At 37.9% G+C, this 16,479-nt stretch carries 16 protein-coding genes; 2 read left to right on the top strand and 14 right to left on the bottom strand.

Annotated elements, in window-relative coordinates; genetic code table 11:
• Nucleotides 1-113 precede the first annotated feature (113 nt).
• The 9 genes from opp4A to AC4QJR_RS07170 form a co-directional block, all read right to left on the bottom strand.
• Nucleotides 114-1,829, bottom strand: coding sequence for an oligopeptide ABC transporter substrate-binding protein (gene opp4A / locus AC4QJR_RS07210; RefSeq protein WP_098572444.1), 1,716 nt, complete (start codon nucleotides 1,827-1,829; stop codon nucleotides 114-116).
• Between the two features lie 74 nt (nucleotides 1,830-1,903).
• Complete coding sequence (locus AC4QJR_RS07205) at nucleotides 1,904-2,914, bottom strand: ABC transporter ATP-binding protein (RefSeq protein ID WP_496525768.1); 1,011 nt, start codon at nucleotides 2,912-2,914, stop codon at nucleotides 1,904-1,906.
• Nucleotides 2,911-3,936 (bottom strand): ABC transporter ATP-binding protein, encoded by a 1,026-nt coding sequence (locus AC4QJR_RS07200; protein ID WP_496525767.1) that lies wholly within the window; start codon nucleotides 3,934-3,936, stop codon nucleotides 2,911-2,913. The genes AC4QJR_RS07205 and AC4QJR_RS07200 overlap by 4 nt, the downstream gene beginning before the upstream one ends.
• A 136-nt stretch (nucleotides 3,937-4,072) precedes the next feature.
• Nucleotides 4,073-4,873 (bottom strand): DUF2268 domain-containing putative Zn-dependent protease, encoded by an 801-nt coding sequence (locus AC4QJR_RS07195; RefSeq protein WP_496525766.1) that lies wholly within the window; start codon nucleotides 4,871-4,873, stop codon nucleotides 4,073-4,075.
• A 117-nt stretch (nucleotides 4,874-4,990) separates the two neighbouring features.
• Nucleotides 4,991-6,229, bottom strand: coding sequence for a beta-ketoacyl-ACP synthase II (gene fabF, locus AC4QJR_RS07190; protein WP_098572441.1), 1,239 nt, complete (start codon nucleotides 6,227-6,229; stop codon nucleotides 4,991-4,993).
• Between the two features lie 45 nt (nucleotides 6,230-6,274).
• On the bottom strand, nucleotides 6,275-7,207 hold the full coding sequence (locus AC4QJR_RS07185; RefSeq protein WP_098572440.1) for a beta-ketoacyl-ACP synthase III: 933 nt from the start codon (nucleotides 7,205-7,207) through the stop codon (nucleotides 6,275-6,277).
• A gap of 163 nt (nucleotides 7,208-7,370) precedes the next feature.
• Complete coding sequence (locus AC4QJR_RS07180; RefSeq protein WP_218936504.1) at nucleotides 7,371-7,559, bottom strand: ComZ family protein; 189 nt, start codon at nucleotides 7,557-7,559, stop codon at nucleotides 7,371-7,373.
• A 92-nt stretch (nucleotides 7,560-7,651) separates the two neighbouring features.
• A complete protein-coding gene (locus AC4QJR_RS07175) occupies nucleotides 7,652-8,491 on the bottom strand; it encodes a hypothetical protein (RefSeq protein WP_496525765.1) in 840 nt (279 codons plus the stop codon).
• Nucleotides 8,492-8,570: 79 nt separating this feature from the next.
• The gene (locus tag AC4QJR_RS07170; RefSeq protein ID WP_496525764.1) at nucleotides 8,571-9,293 is read right to left on the bottom strand and encodes a hydrolase; all 723 of its coding nucleotides are present in this window, start codon (nucleotides 9,291-9,293) and stop codon (nucleotides 8,571-8,573) included.
• 236 nt (nucleotides 9,294-9,529) lie between these two features.
• On the opposite strand from AC4QJR_RS07170, the gene AC4QJR_RS07165 reads away from it, so the two are divergent.
• Nucleotides 9,530-9,715: a YjzD family protein gene (locus AC4QJR_RS07165; protein WP_026566124.1), complete on the top strand. Its 186-nt coding sequence runs from the start codon at nucleotides 9,530-9,532 to the stop codon at nucleotides 9,713-9,715.
• 36 nt (nucleotides 9,716-9,751) lie between these two features.
• Here AC4QJR_RS07165 and clpB read toward each other — a convergent pair whose 3' ends face one another.
• On the bottom strand, nucleotides 9,752-12,349 hold the full coding sequence (gene clpB, locus AC4QJR_RS07160) for an ATP-dependent chaperone ClpB (protein WP_496525763.1): 2,598 nt from the start codon (nucleotides 12,347-12,349) through the stop codon (nucleotides 9,752-9,754).
• Nucleotides 12,350-12,505: 156 nt separating this feature from the next.
• Complete coding sequence (locus AC4QJR_RS07155; RefSeq protein ID WP_026566122.1) at nucleotides 12,506-12,685, bottom strand: YjzC family protein; 180 nt, start codon at nucleotides 12,683-12,685, stop codon at nucleotides 12,506-12,508.
• Nucleotides 12,686-12,954: 269 nt separating this feature from the next.
• Between AC4QJR_RS07155 and AC4QJR_RS07150 the strand changes: the two genes are divergently transcribed.
• The gene (locus tag AC4QJR_RS07150) at nucleotides 12,955-13,647 is read left to right on the top strand and encodes a Crp/Fnr family transcriptional regulator (protein ID WP_098572435.1); all 693 of its coding nucleotides are present in this window, start codon (nucleotides 12,955-12,957) and stop codon (nucleotides 13,645-13,647) included.
• A 159-nt stretch (nucleotides 13,648-13,806) separates the two neighbouring features.
• Here AC4QJR_RS07150 and AC4QJR_RS07145 read toward each other — a convergent pair whose 3' ends face one another.
• From AC4QJR_RS07145 to AC4QJR_RS07135, 3 genes are all read right to left on the bottom strand, one after another.
• Nucleotides 13,807-14,535 carry a YwiC-like family protein gene (locus AC4QJR_RS07145; protein WP_496525762.1) on the bottom strand — a complete coding sequence of 243 codons (729 nt, stop codon included), beginning with the start codon at nucleotides 14,533-14,535 and terminating at the stop codon, nucleotides 13,807-13,809.
• Between the two features lie 120 nt (nucleotides 14,536-14,655).
• Nucleotides 14,656-15,204, bottom strand: a complete 549-nt coding sequence (gene mobB, locus AC4QJR_RS07140; protein WP_496525761.1) for a molybdopterin-guanine dinucleotide biosynthesis protein B — start codon at nucleotides 15,202-15,204, stop codon at nucleotides 14,656-14,658.
• The gene (locus AC4QJR_RS07135) at nucleotides 15,192-16,457 is read right to left on the bottom strand and encodes a molybdopterin molybdotransferase MoeA (protein ID WP_496525760.1); all 1,266 of its coding nucleotides are present in this window, start codon (nucleotides 16,455-16,457) and stop codon (nucleotides 15,192-15,194) included. The genes mobB and AC4QJR_RS07135 overlap by 13 nt, the downstream gene beginning before the upstream one ends.
• Between the last annotated feature and the right edge of the window lie 22 nt (nucleotides 16,458-16,479).

The raw sequence follows: 16,479 nt of genomic DNA, 5'->3' as shown, positions 1-16,479 counted from the left end.
TATTAAGCTTTGGTACACACTCTGTGTAAATCCAATACCAGGTTATTCAAATGGGAGAAGTACGCCTTCTCCCATTTGAAGATTAATATTGTGTTAGTATTTTTTAGCAGAACCTATTGCTTAATCCACCATTCGTTTGGACGATTCATACCAGATACATCAAATTTAACGTCCTGCACTCGCTTGCTGACTGCCATTGTTTCTTCTAGTTCAGCAATTGGTAATGCTGGTAGATCTTGCATGAATAGCTTTTGCCATTGGACATAAAGATCCTTACGTTTATCGTTATCTGTTCCTACAATATTGATATCAAGTGCTTGATCTAGCAATTTATCACTATCAGCATTTACCCAGCGTGGGTAGTTCCAAACTGCTTTCGATCCCCAAAGTGGAGTCGGATCTGGGTCTGACCCAGTTGACCAGCCACCGAAGAATACTTCCATTGATTTATCAGCTTTATCAAGCATTTCATAATAAAGGTTTACATCTGTCATTGTTAATTTCGTTTTCAAACCAACTGCTTCCCAATATTGAGTCATTGCCTTAGCGCGCGATTCAAATGTAGGGTTATCCGTTGCATAGTGGCTGAAATTAACAACAAATTTCTTCCCATTTGGATCTTCACGGAAGCCATCGCCATCAATATCTTTGTATCCCGCTTCATCTAATAATGCTTTAGCTTTTTCCGGATCATATTTGTATTGCTCTAAATCTTCATTAGGGGCTGCAATCCAATGGTTTGTAGGTATTGGACGGTTGACTGGCTTACCTACACCAAAGAAGAACGCCTTAACCCATTCCTCTCGATTGATTGCATAATACATTGCTTCACGAAGCTTCTTCTCTTGGTATTTAGGTTCGTTCATGATGTTTTTCTCGCCATCCCAGGTACCTAATCTGAAACCAACATAGTAGTAGCTTACGCCTGGATAGGTAACAGCATTTACATTATCGAGTGCTTTGACTTGATCAATAATACTAGGATGAAAAGAAGTCATATCAAGCGTCCCGTTTTTAAGTTCTCCAACAGAAAGTGAAGGATCAATCACTTTAATAACTACTTTTTCGATATGTGGTTTGCCGCCAAAGTAATCATCAAATCGTTCCATTTCTATGGATTCACCTGGAATTACTTTCGTTACTTTAAATGGTCCTAAACCAACTGGCTTGGTCCGAACTTGTGCGGATGCCATCATATCTTTTACTGCAAGTCCTTTAAATTCCGTACGGTTCATCGGGTATGTCCAAAGATTATCCAAGTTGTTTACACGAGCTTTATCAAAAGTAATTTGGATGTGGTAATCATCCACTACTTTGATACCAGCGATTTCTTTCGCTTTGCCGTCATGATAATCTTGTGCACCTACAATGTTTCTTACGTTATCAAAACGTGGACCATCATAATCCTTGTCGGCGATAACTTTCAATGCAAATTCCCAGTCTTTCACTGATAACTCATCGCCATTGTGCCACTTTACACCTTGCTTGATTTCGAAATCAAAAACTTTATTGTCTGTTGTTTTCCATGAGGCGATATGAGGCTGTGCTTTTAAATTCTCGTCATAATCAATTAGGTTTTCATCAAAGAAATCAATGACATACTGATCAGATGCATTACCATAAAAAGAATAGTTAAATTTACCCTCTGGTGCGGAATCTAGTGCATAAACTAGTGTCCCGCCATCTTGTGGTTTTCCGGCCGTTTCGCCAGTCTTACCATCATCTTCGTTTTTGCTTGTCCCTGTTTTTTCTCCGCCGCTGCAGGCCGCTAAAAATGCGGATAGAACCAGCATTAATGCGGCTAGCATAAGCATACTTCTCTTCTTCATTTGTTTACCCCCCTATAGTTTTTATTTTTCCTTTCGTTACTGTCTAGTGAAAGCGTACATGTGCATTCGCTTTTCTAGTAAAGGTGGCAAGCAACTCGATGAGAGGGCTTCACCTCCTTTAATACCGGCAAAATTTTAGAACATTGCTCCATTGCCATGGGGCAGCGGGGATGAAATCGGCATCCTGTTGGAGGATTAATTGGGCTCGGCACATCACCTTTTAAGATAATCCGCTCTTTTTTCACCCTGGGATCAGGAGATGGAATTGCTGAAATTAATGCTTGTGTATATGGGTGGAGAGGTACAGCATATAAATCTTCTATATCCGCAACCTCGACCATATTACCTAGATACATAACACCAATTCGATCACTCATGTGTTTAACAACACTTAAATCATGTGCTATAAAAAGAAAGGTAAGATTAAATTCTTCCTGCAAGTCTTTTAACAAATTTAAAACCTGAGATTGGACTGAGACGTCGAGTGCTGAAACAGGTTCGTCGGCAATAATTAATTTCGGCTTTAATGCTAACGCTCTAGCAATTCCGATTCTTTGACGCTGGCCCCCAGAAAATTCATGTGCATACTTGTAATAGGCATCTGGCGGTAATCCTACTTTATTTAACAAATCCATGACTTCCTGTTTTAATACATCCTTACTTTTTTTAGAAAAGTTATAAATAGGCTCAGCTATAATGTCCCCAACCATTTGCATCGGATTCAAAGAAGCATAAGGGTCCTGAAACACCATTTGCATATCCTTTCGAATCTCGCGAAGTGATTTGCCTGATACTTTGGTAATGTCTTTACCATTAAAAAGAATTTGACCCTCTGTTGGTTTTAATAGTCGAAGGATTGTTCTGCCTGCAGTTGATTTACCGCATCCAGATTCACCAACTAGCCCAAGCGTTTCCCCTTTTTTAATCTCAAAAGAGATATTATCCACTGCTTTTACATTTCCAATCGTGCGTTTTAAAAATCCGCCTTTAACAGGATAATAGGTTTTAAGATTCTTAATCTCTAATAGATTCTCTGACTTCATGGGAGAATGGTCATTCTGTTTATGTACTGAAACAGTCTTCATGATCTCACCCCTTCAATTGGTTTACTTGTTTCAAAGAGTAAACATGCAACTTCGTGGCCATGTTCTACCTCTTCAAGTAAAGGGGTATTTGTCATGCATTCAGGCATTGCTTTTGGACATCGATTTGCAAAACGGCAGCCCACTTTTGGCATATTAATAAGCGAGGGTACGATACCCTTTATCGAACTTAACCGTTCATCTTGTCCATCCATTTTTGGGATAGCCCCCAATAGTAGACTAGTATATGGATGTTTGGGATTATGGAAAAGCGTATCAACATCCGTACGTTCAACAATCCTTCCGGCATACATCACCATAACTTCATCACACATTTCAGCAATCACGCCTAAGTCATGGGTTATTAAAATGATAGACATGTCATTTACTGCCTGAATTTCTTGAAGAAGTTCTAATATCTGAGCTTGAACAGTAACATCCAGTGCAGTCGTTGGTTCATCAGCAATTAATAATTTAGGCTGACAAGCTATAGCAATTGCGATCATCACTCTTTGTCTCATCCCGCCGGATAGTTGATGTGGATACTCATCAACCAGTTTTTCAGGTCGTGAGATTCCGACACTTTTTAATAAGGCAATTGATTTTAGCCTGGCTTCTTGCTTCGAAATTTTCAAGTGATTAAAAAGGACTTCCTGTAATTGATAGCCTATTGTAAAAACTGGATTTAATGAAGTCATGGGCTCTTGGAAAATCATCGAGACGTCTTTCCCTCGAATTTTATTGATTTGAGATTCGGTCATTTTCTCAAGATTTATTCCATCAAAAATAACCTCACCTGTTTTTATTTTTCCGCTCCCCTTAGGCAAAAGCTTCATTATTGAGAGACTCATAACGGATTTGCCACAACCGGACTCTCCAACAATTCCAACAACTTGACCTGGCTTAACATTAAATGAAACATTATCTACTGCATTATAATCAGTTCCGTCAATATCAAATGCCGTCTCTAAGTTTTTCACCTCGAGCAATGGTGCCTCTTTTTGCAACGATCTTTTTGTGCTCATAGTACACCTACTAACTTTTTAAATTATTCTGTTTATTCAAACTATTTACTTGAAATTTTATTACAGAATTGTTACAATTACAAGATTTATTTGAATTTTATATAATATATGTCAGTCTATTTTTTTAAGTCTAGCTTTATTGGCTTTTTACGATGTCATTCTTATAGTGTTCTAGGTACTTTATTGCGGGGATGGAAAAAGATAGTTTCGTAGAATAATGATTGGTTTTGTAAAAGTGTTCAACAATATCATATCCAAAAGAGTAACCGAGAAGTCTTGGCAGTCTTCCCCCTCCGTATAGTAATTCATCATGTCCTCTTTCATTTTTCTTCGTACCTAGTTGTTTTTTTATATATTTATCCCAAAATTTTAGTAACTCTTTTTTATTATACATACGGCACCATGTGGCTAAATATTCCGAACCACAATTTTTTAAAACGGCATATTCAGCAAGTCCTTCTATAATTATCGAATCAAGCAAGGTATAGTCTTCCATTCTTTTATTCAACTTACTTAGCCTGCAGACGTGATGATATTCATGGACCATTAGTGCCTCTATTTCTTTAGGATTCTCAAAATGCGAGAGAAAAAGAAACATTTTATCAGGAAACGAGACACCAGCTTTACTTTTAACTTCCTTAAGAAAGAAACCGCCTGCTTGTGCTACGGGAAAAAGAAATACTGGTATGTCAGGACCATTCCATTTCTCTTTATAGTGATTAAAGAGTTGTTCCACTTGAGCCCATGCCTTTTGTTCTTTCATTCGGTCAATAATAATCCGAGCAGATCTAGAGGGACGGTACATACCAAAATTCAATAATTGATTGTATATTTCCTTTGGCGTTTGCTTTACAAAGAATGGCTCTAGTTTTTCACACAACTTTAAAGGTCTGTCAAACTCCTCTTCTATCCAATAATCTGTTCGAATGATTCCCATTTTTACACCCCATTTACCTAGCCTCTTCTGAACAGTTTATGAAGGTAATCGAAAGAGGTTCATAGATAAAATGGTAAAAAAACGACCAGAAATATTTGTCTGGTCGTTCGTAGGTGTTTATTCGTATTTTTTAAATACAATCGTAGCGTTGTGTCCGCCAAAACCTAATGAATTACTCATTGCTGCTTTAATTTCCTTTTGACGTGCTTTATTTGGTACATAATCTAAATCACATTCTGGATCTGGTGTTTCATAGTTAATGGTAGGTGGAAGCATACTGTCTCTTATCGCTAATACCGAAAAAATTGCTTCTACACCGCCAGCCGCACCCAGAAGATGCCCTGTCATCGATTTTGTTGAACTAATCGCTAATTTATAAGCATGCTCACCGAAAACCTCTTTAACAGCAAGAGTTTCAAACTTGTCATTATATTCTGTACTAGTCCCATGGGCGTTAACATAGTCAATTTCATCCGGATTTAATCCGCTATCATTAATGGCCATTTTCATAGCACGGGCGCCGCCTTCACCACCTGGTGCCGGTGCCGTAATATGGTAGGCATCCCCAGTTGCACCATAGCCAACAATTTCAGCATAGATCTTGGCACCTCGCGCTAAGGCATGTTCAAGTTCTTCTAAGACAATAATTCCTGCACCTTCGCCAATGACAAATCCATCACGATTTTTATCGAATGGTCTACTAGCTGTTTTTGGGTCTGGATTGGTGGACAAAGCAGTATTTGCACAGAAGCCTGCGACCGACATTTTTGTAATCGGTGCTTCCGCTCCGCCTGTAACCATAGCATCTGCATCACCGCGTTGAATGACTTTAAAGGCGTCACCAATCGAATTTGTTCCAGTTGCACAGGCGGTTACTGTACATGAATTGAAGCCTCTCGCACCTAATGTAATGGAAACTTGTCCTGTTGCCATATCTGGAATTAACATTGGAACAAAAAATGGACTAACACGCTTGTATCCTCTGTTTTGAAATATTTCAAATTGCTGTTCAAAGGTTTCCATTCCGCCAATTCCAGAACCAATCCATACTCCTACACGATGGGAGTTTTCTTCGTTAATTGTTAAATTAGCATCTTTCACTGCCATTAATGCCGACGCAACCGCAAATTGTGTAAAACGATCCATTTTACGTGCATCTTTTCTATCCATAAATTCCTCAGGATTAAAATCAGTGGATTCAGCAGCAACTTTTGCCGGATATTCATCAGCATTAACTCTTGTCAGCGGCCCAACCCCAGATTGACCTTCTAAAATATTTTTCCAAGTAGTTTCGGCATCATTTCCAAGCGGCGTTACTGCACCTATGCCTGTTACTACAACCCTGCGCTTTTCCATATTATCTATCTCCTTCATTTCTTATCTTTTTGTTCATACTGTTCTTTATCTTCCCCATTTGATTGCAATTGCACCCCAAGTTAGGCCTCCACCGAAACCTACCATGACAATAATGTCATCATCCTTAATTCTTCCCTCTTCCAAATCTTCTACAATAGAAATGGGAATCGACGCTGCAGAAGTGTTACCGTATTTATTAATGGTTTTTGACATTTTTTCAACTGGTAATTCTAATCTTTGTCTAGACGCTTCCATAATTCGAATATTTGCCTGATGAGGAATGAGGAAATCGACATCATCTTTTGATAAACCTGCTTTTTCGAGAACATTAATACAGCTTTCCCCCATTTGCCTAACAGCAAATTTGAAAACTTCTCTACCGTTCATAATAATATATTCATCCTGGTACAGATGCTTAGATCCTGTCCCATCAGCTCCAAGTTCGAAGGATAGAATTCCACGGTCTTCCGAAACAGGGCCGATAATTGTCGCTCCAGCACCGTCCCCAAATAATACTGCCGTATTGCGGTCAGACCAATCTGTAATTTTCGAAAGTTTTTCCACTCCAACGACAAGTACATATTTATAAACTTCAGTTTCAACGAATTGTTTACCCGTCACAATACCGTACATAAAACCAGCACAAGCTGCACTTACATCCATTGCTGCAGCCTTCTTTGCTCCCAATCTTTCTTGAATTCTGCATGCAACCGAAGGAAACGGAGTGTCTGGAGTTACCGTAGCTACCAATATTAAATCAATCTCTTCGGCAGTGATCCCCGCATCTTGAATCGCCTTTTGGGCAGCTTCAAATGCCATGTCTGAAGTGTTAACATCGTCGGCTGCGATTCTCCTCTCTTCAATTCCTGTCATTGTACGAATCCATTCATCAGATGTATCCATAATTTTTTCTAAATCCTTATTGGTGACAATTTTCTCTGGTAAATACCTACCGATACCTACAATCCCTGCTCTCATACGGTCCATCTCCTTTATTTATGACAACATTATATATCCTATTGTTTAATATCAATTATTATGACTTGGTCCTAATTTTATCAAATAAAGTCCATTTTAAGCAACTGTTTAAGGCAAATATTGAAAAAGAAATAAGCTCCCGCGTCCGAGAGCTTATTTCTTTTTACATTTCTTTACGCCCCTCAGCTAAACCAAGTTCGTATGCCTCTTGCATAACCTTTGAAAAAAGATCCATAAACGGCTGAATTAAATCCATTGATAATTCAACACCGGCCTTGTCCAGTTGTTCTTTAGCCTCTGGTAAGTATTTCATCGCGATCTGCATAAATTCTAAAGATTTATCCTGACTAATCATATTATCTCCTTCTAAATGTAATTAGCGAAATGAATCCTATCTTTCATCATCCCTATTTCCAACATATTCTATACAAAAATCAGGACACTTTACAACTGATTTGCATACAATCGCTGGACATGATCCTTTTGTTCCTGAATGGATTTTTTTAATGAAGTTACTTTTTTAACGGAAACTTTTACAATGTCAGAATTCAAATCCAATGATTCATAACCATTTTTCGCCCGATGATTTTCGGCGATATTTAGATGATCAGCACATCTCAACCATTGATTCTTCTGGCCACTTTCAAGCACAAAACTACCTGGCTCTCCTGTTTCAATAATATCTACAATAGACTCTAGCGCATCATTTATAAAAAGGACATCATTGGACCATTCTCTTTCATCAGTTGTAATCTCTATTTCTTGATATTTTGAACTTAATACTTTTTGAAATAAAAAAGTATTCGATTGCCATGGGCCATAAACTGCGGGTAAGTAAATAGACTGCGTATTATTTTCTACTCCCTTTATTAAATCTAGGAATCCCTCTATTTCCTTACCCCTAAATGTACTCGTCAGAATTTGGACAGGGAGAATAAGAACATTGTTAACTTCATTCCTATTACCCTCCAGATATTGAACCATCTGCTTAGTTACATTTCCATCCTCTAAAATTTGTTCTTTTTTGCTCATAAAAAGATCATATATTGAAATGATTAGACTGGTATTGGGTGTGGATTTTTCTTGGTCAATCCCCCACTCCGATAATGATTGTTCTATTAAGTTTGCATTTCGGCCTACTTCAAGCCTTTTTTCTTCTAGAAATTCTATTTGACCTGTCTCTGCTGGATGAATACCCGTTACCTCTAGCCCTTTATTTAACAAACTCTTGCAAATATGAAAATTCACAAAGTCAAACAAACCAAAAAGAATTGCCTTGTCCATATATTTTTCCTCCCCACACTAACCTTAATGAATCCTATGCGCATCGTTAAGGAATTATTTCTTGTGGGGAGGATGAAGTTTATAAGACCGATTCATGACGGTTGAAGAACTTTATCATAATTATTGCTAGTCGTTGTTTTTTCTCTGGAAGAATAAATGTTGGATTTATCTCGGACCCACTAATTAGTTGTTGATACAAATTGGACTGGTTATAAGATTTTGCCCCAGACAAGACATGGATTATTTTAACTGGACAGTCAAATGGTTGTTTAATGTTTTCTTCCCTGCTAAGAAATGTGTTTTCAAGTACGTTCTGCTCCATTTGATGCGCTAATGATAATTCCCTCAGCAGCTTCTTATAAAAAAATTTATGTTCCTTTTCTTGTTCAAGATGATGTTTTAAGGATAGAATCGGATTAAGTAAAATAATCGACCTAATCCTGTGCTTCATCTTTTCCATTAGTTTCAAAGCAACCAATGCCCCCATACCTTCTGCCAAAACATGAATTTTGTTATTAAGGATCTCGCTTCGGATTACATGCTGATATAATCTCTCTGCGAGTTCAACAGCATTATCGCTTCCCCAGTTTCGCCCATAAAGATTCGAGGAAAAAATGGTGTACCCTTTTTCTTTTAGCTGGTTGATAATTGCCAACTTACCTTCGTTTTGTGTCCAAAAGCATTTACAGTCATCGACAAAATGCCTTTCATCTCCAAGTATTAAGATCCCAAATCCTGTGGGCTTCTCTGGGTAATGAATAATATTCCATTGGGTATCCATCTGAAAATTACGATTTTCCATCGTTAAATCTCCTTTTCCATATTTCCTCACAGTATTGTATGCCGGCATATTAAAGTTGAAAGGGGTTTTGCCTATTTATACGCGGCACAGATGGAATTCAAGCAGGAAAAAAAAGAAGAAGAGCACGGTAAGCCGGAAAGGACAACTTACCACGAAAGGAAGTTTAGCTTTATCATTTCTGAATCATATGATAATATAATTAAAGATGTAAAATAGGTTGTTAGAGGTGAAGAATAATGCGATTTTTTTGGACCCTTTTCTGGTCATTTCTATTAGTGCAAATGCTTACATATGTAGTGAGCTCAATGACTGCTGGTGCAAAATATGATTTCGTTACTGGTACTGTTGCTGCAGTTGGTGTTACTATTCTAATTTACGTAGTAACTGCATTGATTCCAAATGAGCCAGTTTCCAAACATTAAAAAAAGTCATCCAAGCGGATGACTTTTTTTAATGGATCACGATTTAACAGCTAATGAAATTTCTCCATTGTTAATACCTATCTCCACTTTGGATTGATCAAGTAACTTTCCGGCAATTATTTCACGAGCAAGTTTTGTCTCGATATTTCTTTGGATAAAACGTTTTAACGGTCTAGCACCATATATTGGATCAAATCCATTTACAGCAATAAATTCTTTAGCTTCCTCATTGATGAAAATATCTATTTGTTGATGTTTTAAACGATTCTGCAATTCTCTCATCATTTTTGCAACAATATTCTTTATCTCGTCTAGTGATAGTGGCTTAAAGAGAATTGTTTCGTCTATGCGATTTAAAAACTCTGGTCGGAAATGCCCCCTCAATTGACTCATCACTTTTTCTCTTACCACTTCAGAGATTTCACTTTCATTTTCACTTCGTTCTAGCAAAAATTGTGAGCCAATATTTGATGTCATAATTATCACTGTATTTTTAAAGTCAACTACACGCCCTTGCGAGTCTGTAATTCTTCCGTCATCAAGCGCTTGAAGGAGAATATTAAAGACCTCAGGATGGGCTTTTTCTATTTCATCCATTAAGATAACCGAGTATGGTCTTCTCCTCACTGCTTCCGTTAATTGTCCGCCTTCTTCATAGCCAACATATCCAGGGGGTGCACCAATCAAGCGGGAAACGGCATGCTTCTCCATATACTCAGACATATCAATCCGGACTATATGTTCTTCACTGTCGAATAAAGACTCCGCAAGGGCTTTTGCTAACTCCGTTTTTCCAACCCCAGTTGGACCTAAAAATAAAAATGATCCGATTGGCCGGTTAGGGTCTTTAATTCCAGCACGAGCCCTTAGGACCGCATCTGCCACTAAATTTACAGCTTCATTCTGACCAATCACTCTTTCATGAAGGATCAATTCTAATCGGAGCAGCTTCTCTCTTTCGCCTTCGACTAGTTTAGAAAGCGGAATTCCCGTCCATCTAGATACGATGTTCGATATTTCTTCACCTGTTACTTCTTCACGAAGTAATTTTTCATCCTTAACTGAGGCGGTTTCGAGTTCCTTCAGTTCTTTTTCTGCTAATGGAATTTGACCATGCCGAAGTTCTGCCGCACGATTTAAATCATATTTATCCTCTGCTTGTTGAAGTTCCCTGCGAAGTTTCTCTAAATTCTCCCTTTTCTCCTGCAATTTCTGAATACTTTGTTTCTCTTGCAGCCATTTTGCCTTCATTTCATTAGCTGTCTCTTTTAGGTCAGCAAGTTCCTTAAGAAGAACTTCGAGCCGTAACTTGCTTCCTTCATCCACCTCTTTACTTAAAGCTGCTTCTTCAATTTCTAATTGCATAATTCTTCGTGTTACTTCATCCAATTCTGTTGGCATGGAATCTATTTCAGTCCGGATTAAAGCACATGCTTCGTCAACAAGATCAATGGCTTTATCGGGCAAGAACCGATCCGTAATATAACGATCTGATAATGTTGCAGCTGCCACCAAAGCATGATCATGGATTTTTACACCATGGTGTACTTCATAACGCTCTTTTAAGCCTCGTAGTATTGAAATAGTATCTTCTACGTTTGGTTCTTGGACGAGTACCTGCTGAAATCTTCGTTCAAGTGCAGGATCTTTTTCAATATATTTTCGGTGTTCATCAAGTGTTGTTGCTCCTATGCAATGAAGTTCACCACGTGCAAGCATCGGTTTTAACATATTTCCAGCATCCATTGCACCTTCCGTTTTCCCTGCGCCAACAATCGTATGAATTTCATCGATAAATAATAAGATCCTGCCTTCACTCTTTTTAACCTCATTTAATACCGCCTTTAATCGTTCTTCAAACTCACCCCTAAATTTAGCACCAGCAATTAATGCACTCATATCTAATGAAAAAATGGTTTTATCCTTTAAACCCTCTGGAACATCTTTTCGAACGATCCTTTGTGCCAGCCCTTCTACAATGGCTGTTTTTCCTACACCAGGTTCACCGATTAACACCGGATTATTCTTTGTTTTTCTTGATAATATCCTAATGACATTTCGGATTTCAGAATCACGTCCAATAACAGGATCCACTTTTCCTTCTCTAACTTCTGCAACAAGATCCCGTCCATATTTTTTTAAGGCATCGTATCCTGCTTCGGGATTTTGTGATGTCACTCTTTGATTCCCCCTTATATCTTTTATCGCTTGTAAAACATGCTCTGGCTGCTTTCCTAAAGCTCGTAATATCTTTCGTATTTCTGTGTCATCTGAATAAGCCGCAGCTAACAGAATATGCTCGACAGATAAATATTCATCTGAAAATTTTTGCATATATTCTTCAGCTTTTACAAGTAACTTTTGCAGCCTTGCTGTAATATATAGTTTTCCTTGTTCAACACCACTGCCTGTAACCACTGGTTTTTTTGACAGAGATTCCATAAGGTTCTTTTTGGTTCTTTCAGAAGATACTCCCGCTCTCTCTAATATGCTAGAAATGAGGCTATCTTCATGCTCCATTAACGAGATAAATAAATGAGGTTCATCAATCTCTTGATGATTTTTCTTTACCGCTACCGATTGGGCATCCATCATTCCTTTCTGTAACCGTTCTGTCATTCGATTCATATCCATTTTTCAACACCCTCTTTGACCAAGTTTGACCTTTATTTTTATTATAAAACAATCCCGTCTAAAAAGGAAATTTTCACGGTTTAGATAATACAGTCTTTAGTCCAGAGTTACACAAAAGAAAAAGCCACCCAATGGATGACCTTTTCTGTATTAAATTTATGGTTTTCTCTGATATGTCCAAACTCGTTCATCATTGGAAGTCTCTGGGAAGGCATCCCCTGCTTTTAACTTGATCTTTTTCGGATTATTGACATTGCTTCCCGTATCTCCCACTTCAATATAAACACCATTATTAGGTGCTTTACTTCCAGATTTAAACTGGCGATTTTGACCCATTCTTTTTCCCTCCTTTTCTTCACATTGTTATTATTTCCGTTTCAGGCTCTGTCATTATTGGCATTTCTTACAAATTCCTATACTAATCGACATTATTTCCTAAGAAATAAACAAAGTCGGCACGAAGTTATGACGATTGTATGAACTTATTACTCATTTATTGCTAATTATTCTTTGTTAACAATATAATTATAGTATTATCTTGTAAATATAACCTTGACTGTCAATTTTTTAGACAAATTTTCGTACCTTTAAAGGTGGTTATGAGTATGCAGTCAGTAAGAGAAATACCGGTAACACTGTCCCATCTTTTTGATACAGTTCACCATATAAAGAAAGTTGAAAAAGGGAATTTTTTATTTCAAGAAGGATCTACTGCTGATGAATTGTACATAGTACAAAGTGGAATTCTTCAAATCAGCAAAATCATTCCTGACGGAAGGGAGCTCACTCTGAGAATGTGCTCGAGTGGTGATTTTGTCGGTGAATTAAATTTATTCTCTCCTTCTTCCAGATATTTATTAAGTGCTCGTGTCGTTGAGAGTGGAGAGGTAGCCGTTATTATGAAAGACACACTTGAAGAAAGGCTATCACAAAACCAATCACTTTCATTTGAGTTCATTAAGTGGATGAGCCAACAATACCGAAAGACCCAAACAAAGTTCCGTGATTTGGTTCTTCACGGTAAAAAAGGGGCTTTGTACTCCACACTTATTCGAATTACCAATAGTTATGGTATCAAGACCAATAAAGGAATACTAATCGAGCTGCCGCTTACCAATCAAGAGTTGGCTAATTTTTGCGGTACTTCACGGGAAGTTGTCAATCGCTTGTTAAGCGATTTACGAAAGAACGGAATTGTATCCATTGAAAAGGGCATGATTACCATTCATGATTTAGACTATTTAAAAAGGGAAATCGATTGTGAGGACTGTCCAATAGAAATCTGTAAAGTGGATTAGGAATTCTTTTGATTTTGTCCATGCTAATGGGCCTGTTGATTTCCACTCCAGGTGCTTCGCTCCAATCAACAGGGGTCAATCAACATTAAAGATTATTGTACCCAAAAAAGGCTATCGAAGGTTTTTCGATAGCCTTTTTTGGTCATTTGACCGATTTTTTTATGTTAATATGCTTAGTTGGATGGCTGATATCGTAAAGAATACTGCTGAATTAATGATTTCGTAAATGCCAATTTGTTTTGGGGATAAGGACCTGCCGTAAAAAACAATCGCTCTTAGTAAACTAGGGATATATGCTAAGGCAACAATCCAGACACCAAAACCGAAGCAAGAAATGACTAACACAATATGGTAAAACCATGAAATCCATTTAAATTGAGTGTTCTTCTTTTCCCTAATCATTGTTTTTACATAAAAGGTACAACCAACAAAAAATAGGACCGATATTAAAAAGGTGAAAACAAGTGTCTCGAAATTTATTTCTCCATCTGTTAAAAAACTGCTTGCTAATCCGGCAATTGAAAAGGCAAAAACCGCACTGAGATCATTCATAAACGCCCGGTCTTGATTCTTTGAAGTATAAATAGCATTAATTATAAAAAACGGCAGCATCAGAAGGCCAAAATATATTATTGTCGGTCTTTCCAACAAAGGAAAAAGTAAAAATAGCAGCGAGGGAATCATGTATAAAAGAGTCCATTTAGTATAAAAAGTGAGTTTTTTCCTTTTACATAAAAGGAGCATCGGATAGGTTGCCAAGTACAATAAGAGCCAGCCGATGAAAAACGGGATATGTTGCCAAATAAATCCTCCATTAATAACACCAAGCCAAAAAGGGATGATTAGCATTGCCCATGCACCATGTTGTTTCGGTAAAAATAACTTCATTATTTTCACTCCTTTATCCTAACTAGCCTAAATATAAGCTAGCTAAGTAAAAAAATATGTGAAACACATCACATATTTCCCAAAAAAAGAAGGCTATCGCCTTCTCTTTGTGACATTTTCTTAACTATTTTGATCTATTTTTTGTACAAGTTCTTGAAGTAATTTAAAAGTCCAAGTTATCGCCCTTTTATCATCAATATGAAAACAAGGAATATTGGTTTTCAACGTGATTACCTTTTCCATTTTATCTTTCCAGTATACAATAGCAGTAATATTGGAAACGCTTTTTAATAAAGAAAAGTCATTTTCATCTCTTAATAACAGCAACTTTGGAAAAGCCTCTAGTTTGTAGCCTTCGATTAAAATCACATCTGGCTGAAAAAACTTCATCAATTCTATCTGGTCTTCAAGTGAATAATAATGGTTCTCGGCTTGGAGGAGCAAACTTCCATCTCCTTCGACGATTGATGCAATTGCTCCTGCCTTTACATGTTTTTCTGTATCTTTCAGAGGTAGATAGTCTGGTCTGCCACCATGTCCGTGGTGCTTTATGGTAACTGTTTTTACCCCATTTTCTGTTAAAAGATTAATCAACTTTGTAGTGATTGTTGTCTTTCCACTATTTTGATACCCGACCACTTGAAAGATGACAGGAGTTACCAAGGCCATTCACTGCCAACTTGATCTTCAAGCAGCAGGACATCTACTTCACTGCCAGCAGCATAGCCTCTGGTTCCGCCCGGAAGAATCATCAAGGAATTAGCTCCAGAAAGGCTCATAATGATGTTAGACTTGTCCAGCCCACTCGGTGTTGTCTTAAGTCTTCCCGCATCGATAAATGTTGAACTTCGAACAAACCTAGTGAATGGATTTGCTTTAGGAAAATCCACCTCTAAAAGAGCTTTTTCAATTCGAAGATGCGGTTTTTCTGAAAATAGCATTCTTCGGATGATGGGACGGGCAAACAATTCGAACCCTACATAACATGCTGATGGATTTCCCGAAAGCCCAAATAGAAGTTTGCGATGATACTGTGCCACCGTCGTCACACTTCCAGGCCGCATGGCAACTTTATTAAAGAAAACCTCCGCACCAAGCTTTTCATAAATAGCAGGCAGATAATCAAAATCACCCACTGAAACCCCGCCGGTTGTAATTAACAAGTCAACATCGTTTAATGCATTTTTCACTGCTTCAAAGCAAGTTTCAAACTCATCCGGAAGTTTGCCTAAATAGCGGACAATCCCTCCTGCTCTTTCTATTTGCGCTGCAATCATATGGGAATTACTGTTTCGAATTTTCCCAGGAACTAGGGGCTCGTTCACCTCTAATAATTCCGTGCCTGTGGCAAATAAACCTACAAGAGGTTTTTTTGCTACGGCTACACGGTCATATCCAAATGTCGCAAGCATGGCTTGTATCCCTGGATTGATCAACGTCCCTTTTCTTACCAAAATTTCTCCTTGCCTAGCATCCTCTCCACTGAATGAAACATTATCGCCTTTTTTAAAGCTGCGTTTAATTGACATATAGGGAATTCCATTCTTTTCGTACCCCTGTGTAAGTTCGAACATAACCACTGCATCTGTACCCTCAGGCATCATCGCTCCAGTCATAATTCTTACAGCTTGGAATGCACCAATTACTTTTTTTGAAACCATGCCAGCACCAATATGATCGACAACTTCAAACTCAACAATATTCGTTTGTGAGGCATCACAGGTATCGATAGACCTGACAGCAAATCCATCGTAGGGAGCCCGATCAAAATGAGGAACATCACTTGTCGCTATTAAATCCTCAGATAAAAAGCGGCCATAGCTTTCATTTATTGAAATCTGTTCGGTTACACCCGGTAATTGGTATTCCATAATTTTTTGGACAGCTTCCCCAACGGGTATTGGTTTTCTTCTTTCAAACAAAATCATCAACTCCTGCCTTAAC

It is taken from the genome of Neobacillus sp. BP17 (genome assembly GCF_059579525.1).
This window is presented reverse-complemented; position numbering and strand designations above follow the sequence as displayed.